Genomic DNA, 23,246 nt, shown 5'->3' with positions numbered 1-23,246 from the left:
GACTTCAATTTTATAATCAAATCGCACTCTATTTTCATGCCAGAAATGCATCTTTTTAATTAAAATAAAATTTAAAAATAATCGCTTTAACCTTATAGAAAATATTGAATCCAAGGGAAATTTAAGCACAAAAAAAAGACCGCCATCAAATTGAGGCGGTCTTTTTTTTTAATATTTAAATGATTAAATCTTTTAATCAAATTTTACATATGCAACGCTCTTTTTCCTGTAGCATCCAATGCAGCTTCTTTAATAGCTTCTGCATACGTAGGGTGAGCGTGAGAACTTCTTGCAATATCTTCTGCACTAGCACGGAATTCCATTGCAATAACACCTTCAGCAACCAAATCTGCAGCTCTCGCTCCAATCATGTGGAAACCAAGAACCTCATCAGTTTTTTCGTCAGCAATAATTTTCACCAAACCATCGATATCACCACTTGCACGGCTTCTTCCTAAAGCTCTCATTGGGAAAGTTCCGATTTTGTAAGCCACACCTTCTTCCTTCAATTGCTCTTCAGTTTTACCAACTCCAGCAACTTCCGGCCAAGTATATACTACACCAGGAATAAGGTTATAATTGATGTGAGGTTTTTGCCCAGCCAAAGTTTCAGCAACGAAAACTCCTTCTTCTTCAGCTTTGTGAGCCAACATCGCTCCTTTTATAACATCTCCGATTGCATAAATATTTGCAACGTTAGTCTGTAAATGGTCGTTCGTTTTGATTCTTCCTCTTTCGTCAAGCTCAACACCTGCTTTTTCAAGAGCAAGACCGTCTGTGAAAGGTCTTCTTCCTACAGAAACCAAACAGTAATCACCTTCAACAGTAACTTCTGCTCCTTTTTTATCTTTTGCTGTAATTTTTACAGAATCTCCGTTTCTTTCAACCGCAGAAACCGCTGTAGAAAGCATAAACTTCATTCCTTGTTTTTTAAGAACTTTAGTCAATTCCTTGCTTAAAGCTCCATCCATTGTAGGAATGATTTTATCCATAAATTCAACTACAGTAACCTGAGCTCCTAATCTTAAGTAAACTGAACCTAATTCAAGACCGATAACTCCACCACCGATTACTACCAAATGCTTAGGAATTTCTTTTAAATTTAAAGCTTCAGTAGAAGTAATCACTCTTTCTTTATCTAAAGTAATGAAAGGCAAAGATGAAGGCTTAGAACCTGTTGCAATAATGGTATATTTAGATTCAATCGTTTCAGAAGAACCGTCGTTTTTAGTCACTTTAATCTGAGTTGCAGATTCGAAGCTTCCCAAACCTTCAAAAACAGTAATTTTGTTTTTGTCCATCAAGAAGTTGATTCCTTTTGTAGTTTGTTCTACCACTTCATTTTTTCTCGCAATCATTCTTGCGATATCTGCTTTTGGCTCGTTAATGATAATTCCGTGGTTTTCGAAATTGTGTTTTGCGTTTTCGAAATGCTCAGAACTGTCTAAAAGCGCTTTTGAAGGAATACATCCAACGTTAAGGCAAGTTCCGCCTAAAGTTGAATACTTTTCAATAATTGCTGTTTTGAAACCCAATTGTGCAGCGCGAATAGCAGCTACATAACCTCCAGGACCGGAACCGATTACGGTAACATCAAATTGACTCATTTTATATTTTAATTTATTTATTATCTGAAATGATTAATTCTTACAAATTTACTGATTAATTACCACGCACCCAAGTGAGTTTTATCAAGTTTTTTTATGTGGGATGTTTGCTGATGGATGAGGGAAGTTTATGATATTTCAGTTTTGACGGGTTTTAATAATTTTGCTGTAAAAATTAAATTTATCTTCTTTATTCCACTTTTTATAAATGTCAGCAACTTGAGAAAGCTCTTCAATTGACATTTCTTTAATATCCTTTTTCAGTACCTCAGACAGAATTTTATTTTGAATTTTAAATATTCTAATCTCTTTTCTGCATTTTAGACAGTTTAAAGGTGTAGATTCTCTAAAAAACTTTAATTCTTCGTACCACAGTTTTTTTTCTCTTTTGTAAATGTAAATTCGTTTCCACAATTTTTACAATTTAAACTGATGTCATAATAGGCTAAATGAGAATTATAACCATCATTTTGCTGAGAAGGATTTGCAATTAAGGCTTTTTTATTCTTTAAACAACTATCACATGCCCATTCAAAATTACTCGAGAATAAATAATTATATAAGTCAAAATCATTCCCATACACTTTTATAAAATCAGTATTTTTCAAAACTGTCAAACAAATTGAAACATCATTTTTATCTTTCAAAATATGACAACATTTGCATTTGACAAATTGATTCTGATTTTTTTTCATTAATGATAATCTGATTTTTATAATAGAATAAATTATAAACCAAGATTCAATTTTCCCTGACCAAATGATTCCGGATTTTCAAAATCAGAACCTCCATAGATATACCACTCTTGTTTCTCAATATATTCTATAGCATTTTCGGGAGTAACTTGGGTAACGTCTTTTTTGGCAACAATACCTTTGTACCAATTCTTAGATTCAGAGTTCTCTGCTGATTCAATAACATAATTAATCCAAATTCTCTGGCATAATCTGCATTGAATAATCTCAACATCAGCATTTCTTCCGTTAGTTTTATCTTTGCCGACCTCCGAACTTCTATATTCTGAAGGAGTTAAAACTGCTTTTTCGCACGCGCAACCTAATTTTGGAAGTTTTTTCATGAATGAAATAATTATTTTAAAATTTTAAAAGGTCAAATTTAAGGAAATTAAAGATTATTTATTTACTTCATCAATTCAAGCAAAATTTTCTCATACTTATCCAAAATAATTTCTTTTGAAAATCTAGCTTTAATAGAGTTCTTAATAGAATCTGCGTCGTAATGCCCTTGCAAAATTTTCATAATTTTCTGTGAAAACTCTTCATGGTTTTCAATATCAGAAACCTCACCGTTTACTTTGTCTTGGATGATTTCGTTAATTCCACCGCGGCAATTATTTGCTAAAGAATACGTTCCGCAGGCTCCGGCTTCCAATAATACATTAGGAAAACCTTCATAACGTGAGGAAAGCACAAACAAATCTGCAAATTTCAGAAACTCATACGGATTTTCTTGTCTGCCGTGAAAAATAACTTTTTTTAAACCTAAAAAATCCTTCATCTGACTCAGCAATTCCCTGTCTTTTCCGTCGCCTAAAATATGGAGAATAATATTCTCATTTTTAAGTCTTGAAAATACTTTCAGTAGATTATCAAAACCTTTTCTTGCCGATAGATTACCAATAGCAACCACGTTTTTATAATTGTATTTAAAACTTTCAGGTTTTGTAGAAATCAGAAGTTTTTGATTGATAAAATCAAAATCTACAGGATTATTGATTTTTGTGATTTTTTGTTTTTTAATATTAAAATTATCTACCAAATCATTCATCATATCATCGCTTTGTGCAATAATTCTTTGATAATTGTTGTAGAAATTATAGAAAAATTTTATTTCTTTTCTGGTGATATGCTCTGAAACGACATTGGTTTCTCGGGCAATAAATTTAATTTTTGGAAAAAGCTTAATAAATAAAGATAGATAGGCATTCACTTCCCCAAATCCTGAAAAAACAATATCGGGTTTCCTGCGATAAATTTGTGAAAGAATGGGTTTTAGAGAATTTCTTATTCGCTCTATATTTAAATCTATTATTTCAACATCTTTTTTTATCAAACTCAAATATCCACCTTGTTTGCGCAACAACAAAATCTTAATTTCAAAACGATCTCTTGAGAGATGATTGGCAATGGTGGTAACAATTCTTTCTGCACCTCCGGTTTCCAAATCCGGCAGAATAAACATAACAGAAATTTTCTTATTCATCCTAAGATTTTTTAAATATTTCAAAGGAATTTTATTTTACAATAAGTCTGGAAAGTCATGAGAATGATTATTTAAAATATGATTGATCAAAAACTGATTTCCCCTTTGATCGAAAAAGATATACCACGAAGTATTGTTATTTGCTTTGTATTTTATGAAATTAGAACCAAACATTTTGAAATTTTTATCCGTTTTTCTAACGTTCACTTTAAAATCATAATGTAATATAAATTCTACAATTTCTTGAACATAAATTCTTGTATCTTCTTCAAATCCAAAGTATTTTTTTTCATAAAGAATATCTACAAGTTCTTTAAGATAAGCTTCTATATTTGTTGAAAAAATTATTTTTCTTTCCAAGGCAGAGATTCTATGTGAGCATAAACTCTTTTCATTAATTCCTCGCCGGAAATCCCCTTCGCAAATCTCTCATCAAAATCATCTTTTACAGCATATTCAGCCTGAGACTCTGCAACGACTCCACTTGAAACCATTTTATTTTTGATTTCCAATAATTCTGCAATATCTTCTAACTCATCCATTTCTTTAATCCATTGGATGAGTTCTCTTTTTGCGTCTAAAATCGGATTTTCCATTATAATTTTATCAGAACATTAATTGGCAACGTCGCTGATGAATTTTATCCTCAGCATTCTTACTTCTTCATCAGAAAGCTCATCTCCGAATTCATCAAGCAAAACTTTCATACTGTCGCTATCAGATTCGTTCATAAATTCCATAAAGCCGTCTACAATATCTTCATCGAAATTGTCTTCGACATAATAATCAATATTCAGCTTTGTGCCTTGATAAACAATACGTTCCATTTCTTTCAACAAATCATTCATCGAAAGGTTTTTGGCTCTTGCTATATCTTCAAGATCAATTTTTTTATCGGTACTCTGAATGATGAAAACTTTATGACTCGATTTATTAGCCACATTTTTCAACACCATATCCTGAGTACGTTCTATGTTGTTATCTTCAACATATTTAGCAATATAATCTGCAAATTCCTTACCATATTTTTTAGATTTCCCTTCTCCAACACCATACACTTTAGCAATTTCTTCTACAGTAATAGGATATTGTACCGTCATATCCTCCAAACTAGGATCCATAAAAACCGTGTAAGGCGGAATCCCGTGTTTTTTGGCCACTTTTTTTCTAAGCTCTTTTAAAAGCCCAAATAAATTTTGATCTAAACCTCCACTTGATTGCATCTGCACCTGATCACTTTCTGCTTTGGTTAGTGAAAGGTCAAATTCGCGGTCTTCAGCAATTAAAAAAGGTTCTTTAAAGTCGTCAGTTAAAACGGTCTTACCTTTTTCAGTAAATTTTAAAACACCATAGGTTTCGATATCTTTTTGTAAAAAATTCTGTACTGTAGCTTGTCTTAAAATTGTTTTCCAGTAGTTATCTTTTTCAGATTTTCCAAACCCAAAAAATGAACTTTGCTCTATTTTATATGCCTTCGTAACTGCTGTTTCTTTTCCAACAATAACAGAAATTAAATCTTTTGACTTAAATTTTTCTTGCGTCTCGTTGATTAATTCTAATGTTTTTCTTAAATCATCAGAAGCATCTTTTAATTTGGGAGGGTTTGATGCATTATCACACATTTTAGCTCCTGCTCCGTTTATAGGATCAAAAGTTTCCCCAAAATAATATAAAATATACTGTCTTCGGCTCATAGAAGTTTCAGCATAGCCTACTACTTCATTTAAAAGCTGCAAGCCGATTTCTCTTTCAGAAACAGGTTTTTGAGCCAAGAATTTTTCTAATTTTTCTATGTCTTTAGGATCGTAGAAAGCTAGGCAATATCCCTCTCCTCCATCACGACCTGCACGACCCGTTTCCTGATAATAACTCTCCAAAGATTTTGGAAAATCGTAATGAATCACAAAACGTACATCTGGTTTATCGATTCCCATTCCGAATGCAATCGTTGCCACAATTACATCTGCCTCTTCCATCAAAAACTTATCCTGATTGGCAACTCTCACTTTCTGGTCAAGACCCGCATGATAAGGAAGTGCATTAATTCCGTTTACCTGAAGAAGCTGGGCAAATTCTTCCACTTTTCTTCGGCTTAAACAGTAAACAATTCCCGATTTACCTTTATTTTTATTGATAAATTTTACAATTTCTTTATCTATATTAACTTTTGGGGTAACTTCGTAAAATAAATTAGCTCTGTTAAAGCTCTCTTTAAATACCAAAGCATCGCTCATTCCTAAAGTTTTCTGAATATCATCTTGCACCTTTGGAGTCGCCGTAGCAGTTAATGCAATGACAGGAACATCGGCAATTCTATCAATGATTTGCTTTAAATTTCTGTATTCTGGTCGGAAATCATGACCCCATTCTGAGATACAGTGCGCTTCATCAATTGCAAAGAATGATATTTTAACATTTTTTAAAAATTCAAGATAATCTTCCTTAATTAATGACTCTGGAGCGACATAAAGAAGCTTTGTTTTACCACTTTTTATATCATCAAAGACCTGTTTGGTCTGAGTTTTGTTAAGAGAAGAATTAAGAACGTGGGCAATCCCCGTTTCTGAGGAAAGTCCGTTTACGGCATCCACCTGATTTTTCATAAGGGCAATAAGTGGTGAAACAACAATTGCCGTACCCTCAGAAATAAGGGCCGGAAGTTGATAACACAGTGATTTACCGCCTCCTGTAGGCATTAGAACGAAAATATCTTTACCGTTTAAGAGATTATTAATGATCTCTTCCTGCTGTCCTTTAAAGGTAGAAAATCCGAAGTATTTTTTTAATTCGCCTGATAAATTGGCTTTTTTTGCGCTCATCTAATTTTGTATTGCTAAATTTGCATCCAATCCAAAGTTATAAAATTTTTACTTAAAATAAAAGTAATAGGATTTTTTAGTCATCAAATTTATATTAAGTAGAAATTGAAACCATTGATAATCTACTACTAATTTCGTTATAAAAATGGAAAAAGACAACATTATATCAATCGCAAAAAGCACTTTAAGCATAGAAATTTCCGAGCTGGAAAAATTAAAAGAAAGAATTAATGACGAATTTGTAAAAGCGGTACAGCTGATTCACTCTGCTACCGGAAAGCTCATCGTAGTGGGTATCGGAAAATCGGCTCATGTAGGTAATAAAATCGTTGCCACTTTGAATTCTACAGGAACACCTTCTCAATTTTTGCATGCTTCTGAAGCGATTCATGGTGATTTGGGTGTTATTCAAAAGCAGGACGTTGTTTTATGTATTTCCAATTCCGGAAACTCACCAGAAATTACCAATCTTGTTTCTTATTTAAAAGATTATTCTTCTGCATTAATAGGAATGACCGGAAACAGAAAAAGTAAACTTGCAGAATTTTCTGATGTTATTTTAGATACTCATGTAGATTTGGAAGCATGCCCGAATAAATTGGCACCAACAAGCTCTACAACCAATCAAATGGCTTTAGGAGACGCTTTGGCGGTATGTCTTATGGAGATGAACGACTTTAAAGAAAATGATTTCGCCAAATTTCATCCAGGAGGAAGTTTAGGTAAAAACTTAACGGCAAGAGTTGAGCAATTTCTTTCTTCACAAAAACCACAAGTTTCTGAAGATGCATCTATAAGAGATGTCATTATTTCTATCAGTGCATCAAGTCACGGAATAACCGTGGTAACCAATAACGAAAAAATCATCGGTGTCGTTACTGATGGAGATTTACGAAGAATGCTGTTGAAAGGAGATGACATTTCTAAAGTTTTAGCGAAAGATATTATGTCTGCAAACCCAAAAACGATTGAAAAAGATGTTTTGGCAAAACAAGCCATGAAAATATTAAAAGACAATAATATCGGACAATTAATTGTTACAGAAAACGGACAATATTTCGGAATTATTGATCTTCACACCTTGCTGGATGAGGGGATTAATTGAGGTGCGAGGTACGGGGATGCGAGATGCGAAGTACGGGATGCGAGGATTAGTTTCAATAGTTATCAATTCAAAATCTCGAATCTCGGAACTCGGAACACGAATCATACATAATAAACTTTTTTCTAAATTTAGAACTTAAAAAAAATATCTGTGAGCGAAGATAAAGACATGTCTTTTTTTGGACATATTGGGGAATTGAGAGGGCATTTAATCCGCTCTATTCTAGCCATCGTTATAGCGGCAATTGTTGTCGGTTTTAATATCAACTGGATTATGGATCATATCTTTTTTGGTCCTACCCGAAATGATTTCCCAACTTTTAAACTGGTGAACGAGTTTTCACAATGGGTTTTAGGGGAAGATAGTATTACTTTACCTGATGAATTTCCGGTGAGAGTTCAGAGATTGTATCAGCAATTTAATGTGATGATGGCAGTTTCTATTTTTGGAGGGATTGTTGCAGCTTTTCCCTATATTGTTTGGGAATTGTGGCGATTTATAAGTCCAGCTCTTCATCCTAACGAGAGAAAAAACTCTATTTTCATTATTAATTCGGTTTGGATTTTATTTATGACCGGAGTTTTATGCGGATATTTCCTTATTTTACCTTTTGCGGTGAATTTTGGGGTTATTTTTAAAATATCAGACATTATTATTCCGCTTTATGACCTTAGTGATTATACAACTTTATTTTTACAAGTTGTTATAGGAATGGGTGTAGTCTTTTTGTTTCCGGTTTTAATTTATTTTCTGACCAATATTGGGATTTTGAATCCTCAGTTTATGAAAACTTACAGAAGACATGCTATTGTTTTAATCATGGTTGTTGCTGCAATTATTACTCCTGCCGATGTTTTGAGTATGATTATGGCGGCTTTACCGCTTTTATTACTTTATGAATTCAGTATTGTGATGTGCGGTTATACTTATAAAAAGGTACAAAAACGTGATGCCAGCAGCTCACAGGCAGTTCAAAAATCTTAAAAAAATTAATATATATATTATGGCGGCGCGAAAATCTAAGGTTTTCGCGCCGCTTGTTTTTAGAATACTTATCAAAACGCTAATATTCTTAATTATATTCTTTAATTTTGGTTTTATTCAAATTCCATCTTATTTAAAATGAAAAAAATTTCATATTCGCTATTATTAGCTTCCAGCTTAGCTTTCGGTCAGTTTTTTGAAAAGGGTAAAACCTTTACAAAACAAGACACCTTAAAAGGTTCTAATACCCAATTCAGAAATTTCTGGGATGTAAAAAAATACGATTTATCGGTAGAACCTAATTTCGAACAAAAAAGCATTTCCGGTAATAACAAAATTAGTTTTGAGATTATAAAAGATGTGAAAAATCCTGTTTTTCAAATTGATTTACAACAACCGATGAAAGCTGAAAAAGTAGAATGCAGCTTCCCTATTATCGGAAATTTTAAAAGAGACGGAGATTTCATTTTTATTTCAGCGAATAAATTTTTCAAAAAAGGAGAAAAATATACGATTGATGTCTCCTATTCAGGAAAACCTGTTATTGCCAAAAAAGCACCTTGGGACGGAGGTTGGATTTTCACAACAGACGAAAAAGGAAATCCTTGGATGAGTGTTGCTGATGAAGGAATTGGCGCTTCGGTATGGCTTCCTACAAAAGATATTTGGAGTGATGAGCCCGAAAATGGAATCATTATGAAAATTACAACCCCAAAAGATTTAGTGGGAGTTGGAAACGGAAAATTAATTAATAAAAAAACAGAAAACAATAAAAATACATTCACTTGGGAAGTTAAAAACCCAATCAATGCTTATTCTATTATTCCTAGTATTGGAAAATATGTGAATTTTAAAGATTCTTACACAGGAGAAAAAGGAAAATTAGATCTTGACTATTGGGTCATTGACTATAATTTAGAGAAAGCAAAAAAACAGTTTCAACAGGTAAAACCAATGTTGAAAGCTTTTGAATACTGGTTTGGCCCTTATCCTTTCTATGAAGATTCTTACAAATTGGTAGAATCACCACATTTGGGAATGGAACACCAAAGTAATATTGCCTATGGAAATGGATATCAAAACGGTTATTTAGGCAGAGATCTTTCTGGCTCCGGAGTGGGTTTAAACTGGGACTTTATCATTATTCACGAAAGTGGTCACGAATGGTTTGCTAATAATATCACCGCAAAAGACCAAGCCGACATGTGGATTCATGAAGCTTTTACCAATTATTCTGAAGTTCTTTTTACCGAAAACTTCATGGATAAAAAATCAGCGGATATCTACGCACAAGGAATTCAGAATAATATTGAAAACGACGTTCCTATTATCGGTAAATATGGCGTACGAAATGAAGGCAGTGGCGATATGTATGCGAAAGGTGCAAGTATGATTCATACCATGAGGCAGATTATTAATGACGATGCGAAGTTCAGGCAGATTTTAAGAGGTTTAAACAAAGATTTTTATCATCAGACCGTTACAACTGAACAAGTTGAAAAATATATTTCAGAGAAAGCAGGTTTTGACTTTACAACGATTTTTAATCAATATTTACGTACCACCGACGTCCCTGTTTTAGAATATACCCAAAAAGGCACAGAATTGAAATACCGTTTCGTACATGGTGTAAAAAACCTTAATCTTCCGATAAGATTTGGAGAATACACCATTTCACCGAGCGAATCTTGGCAGACTTTAAAGCTGAAAAATTCAAATCCTGTGGAGTTTAGCAAAAATTATTATATCAGATATAAAAAAATTTAATGAAATTTTAAAAGGCAAAATCATAAGTGTGGTTTTGCTTTTTTTAACTAAAGTTTAGCAAAAAATTATAAGTTGATTTGTAACAATTCCAATTTAAAATCAACTATTTATCTATAAAATAAAACCTAATGAAAAAATTTGCAATTAGTTTAGGGATTCTTGCAGTGGCTTTCGTTCAAGCGCAATCTATAAAAACAAACATCGACCTGGTGAATGTAAAAGATGATAAAATAGCTGTAACGATGGAGTTTCCGAAAATGAAATCGAATGACGTAAAATTTCACTTTCCAAAAACGGTTCCTGGAACATATTCTATAGATGACTACGGAAGATTTATTGAAGGCATAAAGTTTTTAGATAACAAAGGTAAAGAAATCGCTTTTACCAAAGTGAATGACAATACATATTCACTAAAAAACGCAAAGGCTTTAACTAAAATTACCTATTTGGTGAATGACAGTTTCGACGAAGAAAACGAAACCGATAAACATAAAGCTGTTTTTTCACCTTCAGGAACAGATATCGAGCAGGGAAAAGTGTATTTAATCAATACGCATGGTTTTGTAGGTTATATCGACAATATGCAGGATGTTCCGTATCAATTGGTGATTCAGAAACCTAATGATTTTTACGGAACGACCGCTTTGGTAGATCAGGATAAATCTGAAGCAACCGATACGTTTACACTAGCAAACTATGCTAAACTGACCGATTCACCTTTAATGTATTCAAAACCTGATTACATTACATTCAATGCAGGAGGAATGGATCTTGTTTTGGGAGTTTACTCTCCGACCGGAAAATATAAAGCAGTCGATTTTAAAGAAAATTTAGAGAAAATGGTTGTTGCTCAAAAGAAATTTTTGGGTGATATGAATACCAACAAAAAATATGCAATCATGCTTTATCTTGCAGGAACCGAAGGTCCGCAAATAAAAGGTTTCGGAGCTTTGGAACATCACGAATCTACCAGTGTTGTTCTTCACGAAATGATGCCGAAAGAAGCAATCGACGAATCAATTGTAGACGTAGTTTCTCATGAATTTTTCCATACGGTAAATCCTTTGAAAACACATTCTGAAGAAATTCATTACTTTGATTATGCAGATCCGAAAATGTCTCAACATCTTTGGATGTACGAAGGCGGAACCGAATATTTTGCCAATTTATTCCAAATTCAGGAAGGTTTAATTACGAAAGAGCAGTTTTTACAGAGAATTGGCGATAAAATCAAAAATTCTAAAAACTACAACGACACCATGCCGTTTACGGTGATGAGCAAAAATATTCTTCAAGATCAATACAAGGATCAGTACCGAAATGTTTACGAAAAGGGAACACTTTTGACAATGTGTCTTGATATTGAGTTGAGAAAATTATCAAACGGAGAAATGGGATATCGTGATATGATCAGAAAATTATCTCAAAGATTTGGAGAGAACAAACCTTTCAAAGATGATAAACTGATTGATGAATTGGTAACCATTACCGGATATCCGCAAGTAAAAGATTTTTATAATAAATATATTGCCGGAAGCCAGCCTACTCCGTATGCAGAATATTTAGCTCAAGTAGGTGTAGAAATAAAAAAACAGGAGACTCCGCCAATTTTCTGGTTTATTAAAAACCCTGAACAAACAGGTTACAACGAAAAAAACAATGCATTTGTGTTTGATGAAAACTCAGCACTTTCTGCTTTCTCAAAAAATATTGGTTTTAAAATTACTGATGAAGTTGTTGCCTTAGACGGAAAAACAATTAACATTCAAAATGCGCAAGAATTTATTGGGTATGCACAGTCAATCAAAGACGGACAGGATGTTACCGTAACTATTCTTCGTAAAAACGGTGATAAAATGGACAAAATTGATTTGAAAGGAAAAGCTATTTTAGATAAAATAACTTTAGAGACATTACAATTTAAAGCCAATCCTACTTCTGCAGAACAAAAACTTCAGGATCAATGGTTAACTGGTAAAAAGTAAATTGGTCTATTTTTAATATAAAAAATGCGGGGAAAAATTTCCTCGCATTTTTGTTTAACCTCTTTAATATTATTGATACAATTCCGGTTCGATAGGATTGTTATTCTTTTTAAAACCTTCCTTTGCTTTTTTCTCCATTTCTCTGAACACCTGATTAGGATCTGAAATCTCTCTTCCATCGGCTGTTTTTGTTTTAAAAATAACCTTATTGGTCTCTGAATTCTTAGCCATCATCTCACGCATATTTTTAGTAGGATCGCTTTTGTAGGCTTTCCAGACTTTTTTAAATTGAGATTTATTAATTTCAATATCTTTTCCTCCCATTCCGTAAAGTTGAATTCCCTGAGGAATATCCATCTCTTTCTCAGTATTAGTCTTCATCGCTTTGTTTCCGACTAAAGTCATGGAATGCGAACCTGTTTTATCTTCAATTTTTACAATCAAACCGGGAAGTCCGTAGAATTTGTATGGTCCGTCTTGAAAAGGTAAATCTGTAGAAAACCACGCCGTCCATTCTCTGCCACCATATTTTGTAGTTGCTTTTTGGGCATTATACTCACCAATTTTCTGCTTATCTGGAAGAATTTTCCATTCCGGTTTTTTATCTTCTTCAATTTTATAGCTATCGCTAGAAATCTTTGTGAAAAGGTAAGTTTTAAAATCAGGATATTGTTTGGTCACCTTGTAAGTAATCATTCCCGGCTTATCTCTTCTGCTGATACTGATGTTATTAGGATTTAATTTAAGTTGCCTTTCTACATCTGCCTGAGAAGTAGAATCAGCTATAAACTTTTCCTGACCGTAATATTTTGATCCGTTTTTATCGATATCCAAAAGCATGATTTCGGTAAGCATGTTTACTTTATCTGTCGAATCGGGAATAAATTTATAATCGTAAAAAAAACGGTTTTGAGCGAAACTAAAGAATCCTGCTGTTAATAAAAGAACCAAAGAGATTTTTTTCATGCTATTTTATTTTATTTTTCTTAAATATGTATCATGTAAGAAGCTGTTTGTTGATGATTTAAATTCCAGTGCTTTTTAACCTCAAAAGTGATTGTTTTTTCTTTACAATACTTTGTTAGAAAATGAAAATCTGATTTTTTAACGCAAAGATTTAAATCGTATATCACAAAAATTAAGAAGCCAAGAATGAATCAATAAAATTGATTTTATGAAGCTAAAAACTTTTGTTTTCAAAGCTTAGGCGACTTGTTCGCTATTCTTTGCTCCTTAAAATCAAGATTATTATAGATAAAAACTTTGCGTTAAAAAAATGTATAACCCATAGCTGAAAATCAATAAATTATAATCGACCTCACATCACCTAAAGCCTAAATCACTGAATTATAAAACAAACAACAATCAACTATTTATTAAGTTCTATTCTGTTGTTATCTTTTTTTATCCTTGCTTTCAAACGTTCTTCTTGGTCTTTCATTTGATTACCTGTACCTTCTTTCATAATCATCGTAACACCGCCCATCTGCATTTGTTTGAGTCCTTTTGTAGGATCATTCTCATAATCTTTAAGCAATTTATCATATTGTTTTTGATTGACTACAATTTCTTTTTCTCCAAAAACATCTTTTGGGATTTCTGAAATATTCTTCACAGCCTGCAAATTAAAAACATGAGATTTTGTCTGATCTTCCAGCTTTACAATTAAACCGGGAAGCCCATGAAATTTGTATGGCCCATCCTGAATTGGAATATCAGCAGCAAACCAAGCAATCCATTTTCTTCCGCCAAATTCAGCTTCAGCTTTCTGAGTATTCCACTCTCCTATTTTTTGCTTTTCAGAGCTTATTTTCCAATCTATTTTTCGGTCGTCGGCAACTTTGTACTGATCTCTCAAAATTCTATTGTGGAGGAAAACTTCATATTTCGGATATTTTTTAGATATTGAATATCTTACCGAGCCTTTTCGGGCATCAGTCTTAACATTCATCATCCCCGTTGAAGCCAATTGTTTTTCCAAATCAACTCTCATAATAGAATCTGAATGATAAGCGGTGTAGCTGTAAAATTTAGATCCCGAATCGGCAACATCAAGATTCATCATCTCCGTTTTTACATCGCCTGCATTGGTAGAATCGGGTATAAAACGGTATTCGTAAGTAAAACGTTTATTTTGAGCATTGGCAAAAACTCCAATGAGCAATAAACTGAAAACGGTTATTAGTTTTTTCATCCTAAAAACTTATTTTGTGAATATTTAAAATTATTTTTGTTTTGTTTTGATATGAATTTCCCCTGCATCTTTGCCGGAAACTTTCGTTTTATTGATATTAATCGATTCTATATTCTTTGGATCAAGACTTTGCAACTCTTCATTCGAACTTGCATTTCCATCAATGAAATATTTTATATCTCCAGCAGAATTGGCCTTAATCATATCTTTTACGTTTGTTTGGTAGTTTCCCCCTGTAGAAATAATTTTACTATTAGAAGGCTTTGAAAAATCTGTATAAGAAGAACTTGCTGAGTAACTTACTTTTGGTGCATGAGCATCAACTGCAACAACCCACGGCTTTCCTACCATATTTTTTGACTGCTCTCTTACAATTTCTGCCTGTTGTCTTGCAACTTCTGCCTGTTTTGCAGAAAGTTCAGCCTTTTCTTTGGCTAATTTTTCCAGTTTTCTTTGGTCTTTTTTTGAAAGATTTATAACTTCTTTAAAAGAAGATGTCACTTTGTAATCTGGGTATGGTTTTCCATACACTTGTTTACCACTCATAAAAACTTTATCAACCTTCTTATATTGATTCATAAGGTTGCCTGTAGCTTTTTTCAATGATTTAATTTTTTCCTCCGTTAGGCCAGATTTACTTTTAAACTCTTCAGAATTAAAAATCTGCTCCAAATTTAAATCACTTTGCTTTTCTAATAATTTATATCCTTCATCATTACTTGCGTCAACAGCTTTTCCTCTATTTTCATTCAATCTAAAAGTGTAATTTTTCCCATTGGAAGAAACCGTTGAAAACTCCAGATCATTAAAAACTCTCTCAGTGTTGACAACCTTATCCATTTCCCCAGAAAGTTGCTTAAGCTCTTTTGCTTTTAGTTCAAATTCATAGCTCTTTTCACCTTTTTCTTTTGCTATTTTTTGAAGTTCAGTCGTTTTTTCTTTTGACTTATCGCTTAGTGTTTTAAGTTTTTCAGATTGAATTTTTAATTTGTCATTGGCTTTAGAAATTTTTTCTTGCTGTAACTTTACAATTTGATTCGTTTCATTTTTCGGAGATAAAGTATCAACTTTAATCTCGGCAACAGCCTTTTCAATTTCGTTGTTTACTTCTTTTATTTCTTTGTTTTTTGCATTCACCATATAAGCAAAGGCAACAGTAAATAAAACCGGTAAGGCAAAAATTCTTCGCGCATACCCAAATTTAGTTTGAGGTTTTTGTAACATTTTGAGTCTTTTTTTAAGGTTTGAACTTAGAAACGGACTGGTCGCAGGCAACTGTTTTCCGGAAAAGTGGCTTGCTAAAAGCATCTGCGCAAATGCTTTTGTATCCGATTGTTTGACGGCTTTTTTATCAGCCAAATATTCGTGTATTAAATTGATTTCTTTTTTAATAATATGAAAGAATGGATTGAACCAAAAAATAGAAGTGAGAATCTCTATAAATATCTTATCAATAGAGTGTTTCTGCTCGATATGTACCATTTCATGCTTCAAAATCTGTTTTCCTACTTCAGAATTGATAACAATAGAATTTTTCCAGAAAAGATTCTTGAAATAAGAAAACGGAGCTTCAGAGAGATTGGTCTGGTAAAAATTTACCCCTTCAAAGCTTTCTTTTTTAAACTGACTTTTGAGTTGTTGGATTCTGAAAATCCCATACATGAATTTCCCTAAAAAATAGAGAGAAACCAATCCCAAAGCTGAGAAAATAATTCTAAAATAAATGTAGTCATGGTCGATAGTTTTATTTGCATTAAAATTCTGTAACTTATTGATTAACAAAAACAAATTCTCATTAACCTCTATCGTAAAATCTTCTACCTTAATTAAAGGCAACAAGATCGAAACCAACATAGCCGACAAAAGATAAAATCTGTTGTAATGATGAAAGGTCTTGTCTTTTAAAGACAATTGATAATACAAAAACATTACACCTGAACAGATAATCACCTTCCCAAAGTAAAACAAGAGCACTTCCATATTAGTCTTTGTTTTTGAGTTCGTTTAGTAGCATTTCAAGATCTTCAACGGTCATTTCGTTTTTTTCAACTAAAAAAGAAACGGCACTTTTATAAGAGCCTTTAAAATAGTTTTTCACCAGGCTTTTCATTGTTTTTCCAGAATACTGCTCTTTTGTAACCAAAGGGAAATATTCGTGTTGTCTTCCGTATACATTATAATCTACAAACTCTTTATCTTTCAACACTTTCAGAATTGTAGAAACCGTATTGGTATGCGGTTTGGGCTCGGGATAGAGATCCAAAACATCTTTTAGAAAACCTTTTTCAAGTTTCCATAAAAACTGCATTACCTGTTCTTCTGCTTTTGTTAAGGTCTGAATGATCATAATCTGAATTTTAATTATTGTGATAAAGTTACTAAAAAATCTATATCACTAATAAATTAGTTATACAAATGTAGAAATATTTTTAATCTGAACAACTATTTTTTTAGTGATAAAACACAAAAACATATAATTGATTGAAAATCAATAGAATAAAAAATATTAAAATATGTTAAATTTTTAATTAATAGAAAATATGTGCTTATTAATCATCAGAGAAAACCTAAAATTTGATATAAATTCTTAAAAATTGTTAAAAAAAGATACAGCCTAAATAATATTCATATTGTATAATCTTACCACAAATTATCAAATAAGACGGCTTGTCTATGATTTTATTACTTGTTAAGATTTTCCGAATATCTTTTTCTGCATGATTCAAATCTCCAGTAATTTTCGGTTGTAAGTCTAGTTTCACAAAATTTTGTACAAAATTTACTATAGCCAATATATTCTTTATTTTTGAATCCAATATAATTTTGATAAATATCAAATCCCACTTCTGAATAATGAATAATTATAAAATCTGAGATTTTCAATTTTTCAATTATTTCCAGAATATACAAATTTTCAAAAGTAGTAAGTTCGTTACAAATATCTTCAAAATTGCCGTTTCCTATATCTTCTTTATAAAATTCTTTAAAAAAGACATTAAAAATTTCATCAAAAGAATTCTCAGTTTTACATATATCTTCAATCATTTGAGCTTCCCAACCGTCGTCATCAGTTGGAATGACTAAATAATTATTCTCATAAAAATGAGGAATATCAATAGCTGTATTGATACTTTCTTTAGTTATTATTAATGTAATTCTATGCGCCATTATTTTGTTGAATTGTAGCAGATTCCCAAATTTAAGCATTATATTAACTTTAAATATATGCCGTATGACTAATTAACACACAAATCATAAATCAATTATTTGTGATTAAATATAAACGATAATATGTTAGCTTTATAAGATATCTTCAAAGTAATTATAATCTAAAATCTCTTGTACATCATATAAATCTGAGGATTTGTAAACTTCTTTATTTTTTACAATTAATAGAGATGACCATAATGGGAGACCAAAATTTTCATTATCCGTACAGTGATGTAAAAAAAAGTTTTCAACTTTCAATTTTTGTATAATCGAAATTATCTTTTGTGTATGTAAACTTTGAGTTAGTTTGCTTTCAAAAATCTCATCCAAAGTATTAAATTTCTTAAGAGATTCTGTTGCCTCTTCCATTTTAAAACCCGTCATATCTTTAAACTCTTCAATCACTAAATAATCTAAATGAATTGCAAAATCTAAATCATTTATCATTTCTACCTTATCTTTAGTAACTAGATATGTAAATTTTGTTTCCATTATATTTTAAGATTATTACTCACAGATAAATTTATACAATATAAATCATTTCTGTCCGATTAAAACAATAAACAAATTGACAAACTCAATGTTAATAGTGTAAATCGATAGGTCGCTCCTCTGGAGCTTTGTTTTGGATTATTTCATTTTTTCTATTAACAGAAAATCCCGATGGGATTAATACAGCTCCATGAGGAGCAAACTATTAATAGAAAATAGTGGTTCTTTTATCATTAAAGCTCCTGAGGAGCGAGCTGTTAATTGTATTTCTAATTTTTTACCGGACAACAATGAATATAAATATACATCGTTGCTCGATAAAACAAGAAGTCAAATAAATGGCTTCTTGTTTTATCAGACAACAATCATTTTAATAAAAATAATCTGAATATAAATTTATTAAAATCAGTTTATTTAATTGCAAAAATCAGTTCTAAAAAGGCTTTAAATCATCATTTAATCAAAAATGCACAATTTACATTGTAGATTTGTTAAATTTTATTAAATAAAATGAATATGAATATGCAAAGAATGAGAAAATATATTTATTTTAGTGCTTTAAAAATTTCTAATGAAAAGATATACTCTATTTTCTGTTTTAATGTTGTTGATATTTAATGTAACATCAGCGCAAACATCTTCAGTTTTCGGATCTGTTGCAGAAGCAAAATCAAAAATTGAAAGAACCGTTCCTTTAGTTTTGGAACATTTGAAAAAGATTAGCGAATCACAAAATGATAATTCCATTCTTACTAATGGTACAACCGCTCTTAAAAAAGAATATGATGCTGTTGCATTAGAATTTGACCTTTACAGAGGAAATATGGCAAGTTGTATTGTCAACAAATCTAAGAAAGCATCAAAATGCATGAACTATCATACTTTATATTTCAGAAACACTTTAGGGAATTATGATAACTTCATCAATTATATCACAAAGAAAAACGGATATTTAGGCGTAGAAGATGATTCTGTAAAAAAAGATTTTAAACCTACAGAAATTGCAACTAAAATCGATACCGATTTCACAGCAGCTTCAAAAGCAGCTGGTAAATTAAGAGGTACTGCAAAAGCATCTTACTTTGAGCAGGTAAAATCTGAAGATTTTAAATTAGCTCCATTTGATACTTTGGTAAACTAATCTTTAAACAAAATAAAAATATCCCGTTTCTTTTCGAAGCGGGATTTTTTTTATCTAATTTAATTCTTGAAAATAAAAAAGGAGAACCATTTCTGATTCTCCTGTTGGTAGCGGGGACACGACTCGAACGTGCGACCTCCGGGTTATGAGCCCGACGAGCTACCTACTGCTCTACCCCGCGGTATATTTTTAAAACGTTTACCGAAAACGTTGTACTTAGTAGCGGGAACCGGACTCGAACCGATGACCTTTGGGTTATGAGCCCAACGAGCTACCTACTGCTCCATCCCGCGATATATCTTTATAGTGTTTATCGAAAACACTGTGCTTAGTAGCGGGGACACGACTCGAACGTGCGACCTCCGGGTTATGAGCCCGACGAGCTACCTACTGCTCTACCCCGCGGTATATTTTTAAAACGTTTACCGAAAACGTTGTACTTAGTAGCGGGAACCGGACTCGAACCGATGACCTTTGGGTTATGAGCCCAACGAGCTACCTACTGCTCCATCCCGCGATATATCTTTATAGTGTTTATCGAAAACACTGTGCTTAGTAGCGGGGACACGACTCGAACGTGCGACCTCCGGGTTATGAGCCCGACGAGCTACCTACTGCTCTACCCCGCGATATTGGATTGCAAATATACGAATATATTTCAAAACTACAAGCAATCCTTTTAAATAAAGCAATTTCATTAAAATTATTTAAATATTCGTACATTTGTTTATGGCAAAAATTTTAAAAATTTACCCGGACAACCCACAGGAAAACCTTATTAATGAGGTTATTAAAACCCTTAATAATGGCGGATTGATTATTTATCCGTCTGATACCATCTATGCTTTGGGCTGTAATATTTTTGATATTAAAGCCATGGAAAAGTTGGCTCAAATAAAAAAACAGAAGCTGGAGAAGTCAAAATTCTCGATTATTTGTAATGATTTAAGCCATTTATCAGACTTTACAAGACCTATTGACACATCCGTTTTCAGATTTCTTAAGAGTCATCTTCCAGGTCCGTACACATTTATCTTGGAAGCCAATAAAAGTTTACCTTTAGCATATAAGGGCCATAAAACGATTGGTATTCGTGTGCCTGACCATTCAATTCCACAGTTGATTGTTGAAAAACTGGGACATCCTATTGCTTCGACTTCCATTAGAGATGATGACGAAATTCTTGAGTACTCTACAGACCCGGAACTGATTGCTGAAAAATACGACCACTTGGTTGATATTGTAATCGATTCGGGATACGGTGACAATATTGCCTCAACCATTGTAGACCTTACCTCTGGAGAGCCGGAAATTATCCGTCAGGGGAAAGGAGAAATTTAGAACAGTTATTAAAAAATGAGTCTGAACGGAAAATATTCTTTAGGCATTGTACTTACTTTCGTATTGTTAGCAGTTTCAATACTGTATTCAATCCCTACAATTAATTTATTTTTTAATTATAAAGCTTTAACCGCCGATTTATTTTTTTACGACAGACTTTCTCTTTGGTTGGTTTTATTTGTTGTATTGATTTATAATTTTTTCATAGAAAACAGGTCATTTTTTGTCTGGGAAGAAAAAAAGTATTCCCCTTTGTTTTATTTGGGTGCTGTCATTGCTTTATACTTTATTTGCGTATTTGGCGGTGCTTTTCTGAATGCAATTATTATTTTTGTAACTCAGGAAAAACCCAGTGAAAGACTTTTAGAACTAAAAAAATTATTTAGCAATAATTACTTCCTGATTATCTTTACTTGTCTTACGGCCGGAGTTGTGGAAGAATTATTAATGAGAGTATATATTCAGCCAAGAATCGAGAAAATATACAATAGCCCGATGATGGGAGTGGTTGGTTCTGCTCTTTTATTCGGTATTTTACACAGCACGTACGGAACAATCGGTCAAGTTGTTGTCCCTTTCTTTATTGGGATTGTATTTGCTCTATTTTATAAAAAATATTCAAACATTAAAATTCTGATTATCTGTCATTTTTTGATTGATTTTATCTCAATGATGATGATGAATTTTATTGACCCTAAACATTTATCTTTATTTAATTTATGAAAATCATAACGTCCCCTGCAAAATTAATGAACATAGAAAACTCAACAGATTTATTGAGAACTTCTACTCCAAAATTTATTAATGAAGCTGCACTTATACAATCACACTTAAAACATAAATCGCCAAAATATCTTTCCGAGTTAATGGAAATTTCGGCAAAATTAGCAGACGAAAACTGGGAAAGAAACCAAAAATGGAAGCCTACTCCAACAGCAAAAGAATCGGCTCCCGCAATGTTTGCATTTACTGGCGAAGTTTATCGTGGTCTGGATGCAAAAACGTTAGACAAAAATGCGGTTGACTATCTTCAGAAAAATTACAGAATACTTTCGGGTCTGTATGGCTTATTGAAACCTTCAGATAAAGTAATGCTGTATCGCCTTGAAATGGGTAGAAATTTTGAATTTGAAAATTATAAAAACCTTTACGGATTCTGGACAGAAAAAGTGACCGAACTGCTTAATTCTGAAATGAAAAAGAACGAAATCCTCCTGAATTTGGCAAGTAACGAATATATAAAAGTGGTTGACCGAAAAAAACTCAATCATGAGGTAATCGATTTTGATTTTTATGAAATAAAAGAAGGAAAACTGAAAACCATTGTAGTGTACACCAAACACGCAAGAGGTCTTGTCGTAAGATTCTGCGCAGAAAACAATGCAAAAACATTGAACGATGTGAAAGCATTCAACTATGAAGGGTACAGAATTAATGAGGAAAAATCAACAAATACAAAACTCGTTTTTACAAGATAATGACATTATCACAGCTTAAAAAACACTTCTCAGAATCTGTTTCTGAAATTTATACCGATTCTGAAAGTGTATTTATATTTCAGATTTTTGCTGAAGATATTTTAGAATTAAATCATTTTCAGCAAAGACAGTCTACAGATTTGGAATTGTCTGATGAGAAGATTAATCAATTTCAACAAATTATTTCAGAATTAAAAACAGGAAAACCTTACTTACAAATTTTAGGTGAAACGGAATTTTACGGGATGAAAATTTTTATTGATGAAAATGTTCTCATTCCACGTCCTGAGACAGAAGAGTTGCTGGAAATTGCCATTCAGAGAATCTCAAATCTCAAATCTCAAATCTCAAATCCCCGAATTCTTGATATCGGAACCGGAAGCGGAATTATTCCTTTGGTTTTAAAAAAGTATTTTCCTGAAAGTGAAGTTAGCTCAGTTGATTTTTCAGAAAAAGCTTTAGTGACAGCGAAAAAAAATGCAGATTTTCATAAGTTGGATATCAATTTTATTCACGCTGATTATTTAAGTTTTGATTTGAATAAAAACTTTGATGTTATCATATCAAATCCGCCTTATATCGGGATTGATGAAGAGAATAAAATTGCCGATTCTGTAAAGGAATTTGAGCCGAAAATAGCATTATTCTCTCCTACTTCTGATGCTTTGATTTTCTACCGAAAAATTGCCGAGGATTCTAAAAAACATTTGAATAAAAATGGTTTACTCTTTTTAGAAATTAATCAGAAATTAGGACCTGAAACTTTAGAATTATACAACGATTTTTCTCACAGTGAGCTCATCAAAGATTTGAGTGGAAATGACCGCTTTATTTTTGGCGTAAAATAGTATCTGAGCAAATTTTAAGTAAACGCTAGAAAGCATGATATTAGTCATGAAA

Annotated in this window: 22 protein-coding genes and 5 tRNA genes; 9 read left to right on the top strand and 18 right to left on the bottom strand. The window is 32.3% G+C overall.

Annotated elements, in window-relative coordinates:
- Window positions 1-203: 203 nt before the first annotated feature.
- The 7 genes from lpdA to recQ all read right to left on the bottom strand — a co-directional run bounded on the left by lpdA (window position 204) and on the right by recQ (window position 6,649).
- Window positions 204-1,607, bottom strand: a complete 1,404-nt coding sequence (gene lpdA / locus LO744_RS08675; RefSeq protein ID WP_230668688.1) for a dihydrolipoyl dehydrogenase — start codon at window positions 1,605-1,607, stop codon at window positions 204-206.
- 356 nt (window positions 1,608-1,963) lie between these two features.
- Window positions 1,964-2,302, bottom strand: coding sequence for a hypothetical protein (locus tag LO744_RS08670; protein WP_230668687.1), 339 nt, complete (start codon window positions 2,300-2,302; stop codon window positions 1,964-1,966).
- 32 nt (window positions 2,303-2,334) lie between these two features.
- A complete protein-coding gene (locus tag LO744_RS08665) occupies window positions 2,335-2,685 on the bottom strand; it encodes a hypothetical protein (RefSeq protein ID WP_230668686.1) in 351 nt (116 codons plus the stop codon).
- Between the two features lie 62 nt (window positions 2,686-2,747).
- Window positions 2,748-3,830, bottom strand: a complete 1,083-nt coding sequence (locus LO744_RS08660) for a glycosyltransferase (protein WP_230668685.1) — start codon at window positions 3,828-3,830, stop codon at window positions 2,748-2,750.
- A gap of 36 nt (window positions 3,831-3,866) precedes the next feature.
- Window positions 3,867-4,190: a hypothetical protein gene (locus LO744_RS08655; protein ID WP_230668684.1), complete on the bottom strand. Its 324-nt coding sequence runs from the start codon at window positions 4,188-4,190 to the stop codon at window positions 3,867-3,869.
- Entirely contained in the window at window positions 4,175-4,426 is a 252-nt protein-coding gene (locus LO744_RS08650) for a hypothetical protein (protein ID WP_230668683.1), read from the bottom strand. The genes LO744_RS08655 and LO744_RS08650 overlap by 16 nt, the downstream gene beginning before the upstream one ends.
- Before the next feature lie 18 nt (window positions 4,427-4,444).
- Window positions 4,445-6,649, bottom strand: coding sequence for a DNA helicase RecQ (recQ, locus tag LO744_RS08645; RefSeq protein ID WP_230668682.1), 2,205 nt, complete (start codon window positions 6,647-6,649; stop codon window positions 4,445-4,447).
- A gap of 145 nt (window positions 6,650-6,794) precedes the next feature.
- Here recQ and LO744_RS08640 point away from each other — a divergent pair, with 145 nt between their 5' ends.
- The 4 genes from LO744_RS08640 to LO744_RS08625 all read left to right on the top strand — a co-directional run bounded on the left by LO744_RS08640 (window position 6,795) and on the right by LO744_RS08625 (window position 12,490).
- Window positions 6,795-7,754, top strand: coding sequence for a KpsF/GutQ family sugar-phosphate isomerase (locus tag LO744_RS08640; protein ID WP_230668681.1), 960 nt, complete (start codon window positions 6,795-6,797; stop codon window positions 7,752-7,754).
- Window positions 7,755-7,904: 150 nt separating this feature from the next.
- Window positions 7,905-8,738, top strand: coding sequence for a twin-arginine translocase subunit TatC (tatC, locus tag LO744_RS08635; protein WP_230668680.1), 834 nt, complete (start codon window positions 7,905-7,907; stop codon window positions 8,736-8,738).
- A 138-nt stretch (window positions 8,739-8,876) separates the two neighbouring features.
- A complete protein-coding gene (locus LO744_RS08630) occupies window positions 8,877-10,505 on the top strand; it encodes a M1 family metallopeptidase (protein ID WP_230668679.1) in 1,629 nt (542 codons plus the stop codon).
- A 128-nt stretch (window positions 10,506-10,633) separates the two neighbouring features.
- A complete protein-coding gene (locus tag LO744_RS08625; RefSeq protein WP_230668678.1) occupies window positions 10,634-12,490 on the top strand; it encodes a M61 family metallopeptidase in 1,857 nt (618 codons plus the stop codon).
- Window positions 12,491-12,559: 69 nt separating this feature from the next.
- Here LO744_RS08625 and LO744_RS08620 read toward each other — a convergent pair whose 3' ends face one another.
- The 6 genes from LO744_RS08620 to LO744_RS08595 all read right to left on the bottom strand — a co-directional run bounded on the left by LO744_RS08620 (window position 12,560) and on the right by LO744_RS08595 (window position 18,386).
- A complete protein-coding gene (locus LO744_RS08620) occupies window positions 12,560-13,456 on the bottom strand; it encodes a GLPGLI family protein (RefSeq protein ID WP_230668677.1) in 897 nt (298 codons plus the stop codon).
- A 403-nt stretch (window positions 13,457-13,859) separates the two neighbouring features.
- Complete coding sequence (locus LO744_RS08615) at window positions 13,860-14,684, bottom strand: GLPGLI family protein (RefSeq protein ID WP_230668676.1); 825 nt, start codon at window positions 14,682-14,684, stop codon at window positions 13,860-13,862.
- Window positions 14,685-14,714: 30 nt separating this feature from the next.
- Window positions 14,715-16,664 carry a M56 family metallopeptidase gene (locus LO744_RS08610; protein WP_230668675.1) on the bottom strand — a complete coding sequence of 650 codons (1,950 nt, stop codon included), beginning with the start codon at window positions 16,662-16,664 and terminating at the stop codon, window positions 14,715-14,717.
- 1 nt (window position 16,665) lies between these two features.
- Window positions 16,666-17,031: a BlaI/MecI/CopY family transcriptional regulator gene (locus LO744_RS08605; protein ID WP_034675657.1), complete on the bottom strand. Its 366-nt coding sequence runs from the start codon at window positions 17,029-17,031 to the stop codon at window positions 16,666-16,668.
- Window positions 17,032-17,366: 335 nt separating this feature from the next.
- Window positions 17,367-17,852: a hypothetical protein gene (locus LO744_RS08600; protein ID WP_230668674.1), complete on the bottom strand. Its 486-nt coding sequence runs from the start codon at window positions 17,850-17,852 to the stop codon at window positions 17,367-17,369.
- Window positions 17,853-17,984: 132 nt separating this feature from the next.
- On the bottom strand, window positions 17,985-18,386 hold the full coding sequence (locus tag LO744_RS08595) for a hypothetical protein (protein WP_230668673.1): 402 nt from the start codon (window positions 18,384-18,386) through the stop codon (window positions 17,985-17,987).
- Window positions 18,387-18,957: 571 nt separating this feature from the next.
- On the opposite strand from LO744_RS08595, the gene LO744_RS08590 reads away from it, so the two are divergent.
- Window positions 18,958-19,527: a hypothetical protein gene (locus LO744_RS08590; RefSeq protein ID WP_230668672.1), complete on the top strand. Its 570-nt coding sequence runs from the start codon at window positions 18,958-18,960 to the stop codon at window positions 19,525-19,527.
- A 105-nt stretch (window positions 19,528-19,632) separates the two neighbouring features.
- Here the strand turns inward: LO744_RS08590 and LO744_RS08585 are convergent.
- The 5 genes from LO744_RS08585 to LO744_RS08565 all read right to left on the bottom strand — a co-directional run bounded on the left by LO744_RS08585 (window position 19,633) and on the right by LO744_RS08565 (window position 20,156).
- A tRNA-Met gene (locus LO744_RS08585) sits at window positions 19,633-19,708 on the bottom strand.
- 39 nt (window positions 19,709-19,747) lie between these two features.
- Window positions 19,748-19,820, bottom strand: a tRNA-Met gene (locus tag LO744_RS08580).
- 39 nt (window positions 19,821-19,859) lie between these two features.
- A tRNA-Met gene (locus LO744_RS08575) sits at window positions 19,860-19,932 on the bottom strand.
- Window positions 19,933-19,971: 39 nt separating this feature from the next.
- Window positions 19,972-20,044: transfer RNA gene (locus tag LO744_RS08570), tRNA-Met, on the bottom strand.
- Window positions 20,045-20,083: 39 nt separating this feature from the next.
- Window positions 20,084-20,156 (bottom strand) — tRNA-Met (locus LO744_RS08565).
- A gap of 100 nt (window positions 20,157-20,256) precedes the next feature.
- On the opposite strand from LO744_RS08565, the gene LO744_RS08560 reads away from it, so the two are divergent.
- Genes LO744_RS08560 through prmC form a run of 4 tightly spaced genes read left to right on the top strand, consistent with a single transcriptional unit; the run spans window position 20,257 to window position 23,194 of the window.
- Window positions 20,257-20,868: an L-threonylcarbamoyladenylate synthase gene (locus tag LO744_RS08560; protein ID WP_230668671.1), complete on the top strand. Its 612-nt coding sequence runs from the start codon at window positions 20,257-20,259 to the stop codon at window positions 20,866-20,868.
- A gap of 15 nt (window positions 20,869-20,883) precedes the next feature.
- Window positions 20,884-21,591, top strand: coding sequence for a CPBP family intramembrane glutamic endopeptidase (locus LO744_RS08555; protein ID WP_230668670.1), 708 nt, complete (start codon window positions 20,884-20,886; stop codon window positions 21,589-21,591).
- Window positions 21,588-22,346 carry a peroxide stress protein YaaA gene (yaaA, locus tag LO744_RS08550; protein WP_230668669.1) on the top strand — a complete coding sequence of 253 codons (759 nt, stop codon included), beginning with the start codon at window positions 21,588-21,590 and terminating at the stop codon, window positions 22,344-22,346. The genes LO744_RS08555 and yaaA overlap by 4 nt, the downstream gene beginning before the upstream one ends.
- Window positions 22,346-23,194 (top strand): peptide chain release factor N(5)-glutamine methyltransferase, encoded by an 849-nt coding sequence (gene prmC / locus LO744_RS08545; protein ID WP_230668668.1) that lies wholly within the window; start codon window positions 22,346-22,348, stop codon window positions 23,192-23,194. The genes yaaA and prmC overlap by 1 nt, the downstream gene beginning before the upstream one ends.
- The last annotated feature ends 52 nt before the right edge of the window (window positions 23,195-23,246 follow it).

Origin of the sequence: Chryseobacterium turcicum, assembly GCF_021010565.1 — a bacterium.
Lineage (GTDB): Bacteria > Bacteroidota > Bacteroidia > Flavobacteriales > Weeksellaceae > Chryseobacterium > Chryseobacterium turcicum.
The sequence above is the reverse complement of the archived record's forward strand: the minus strand, read 5'-3'. Positions and strand labels throughout refer to the sequence as shown.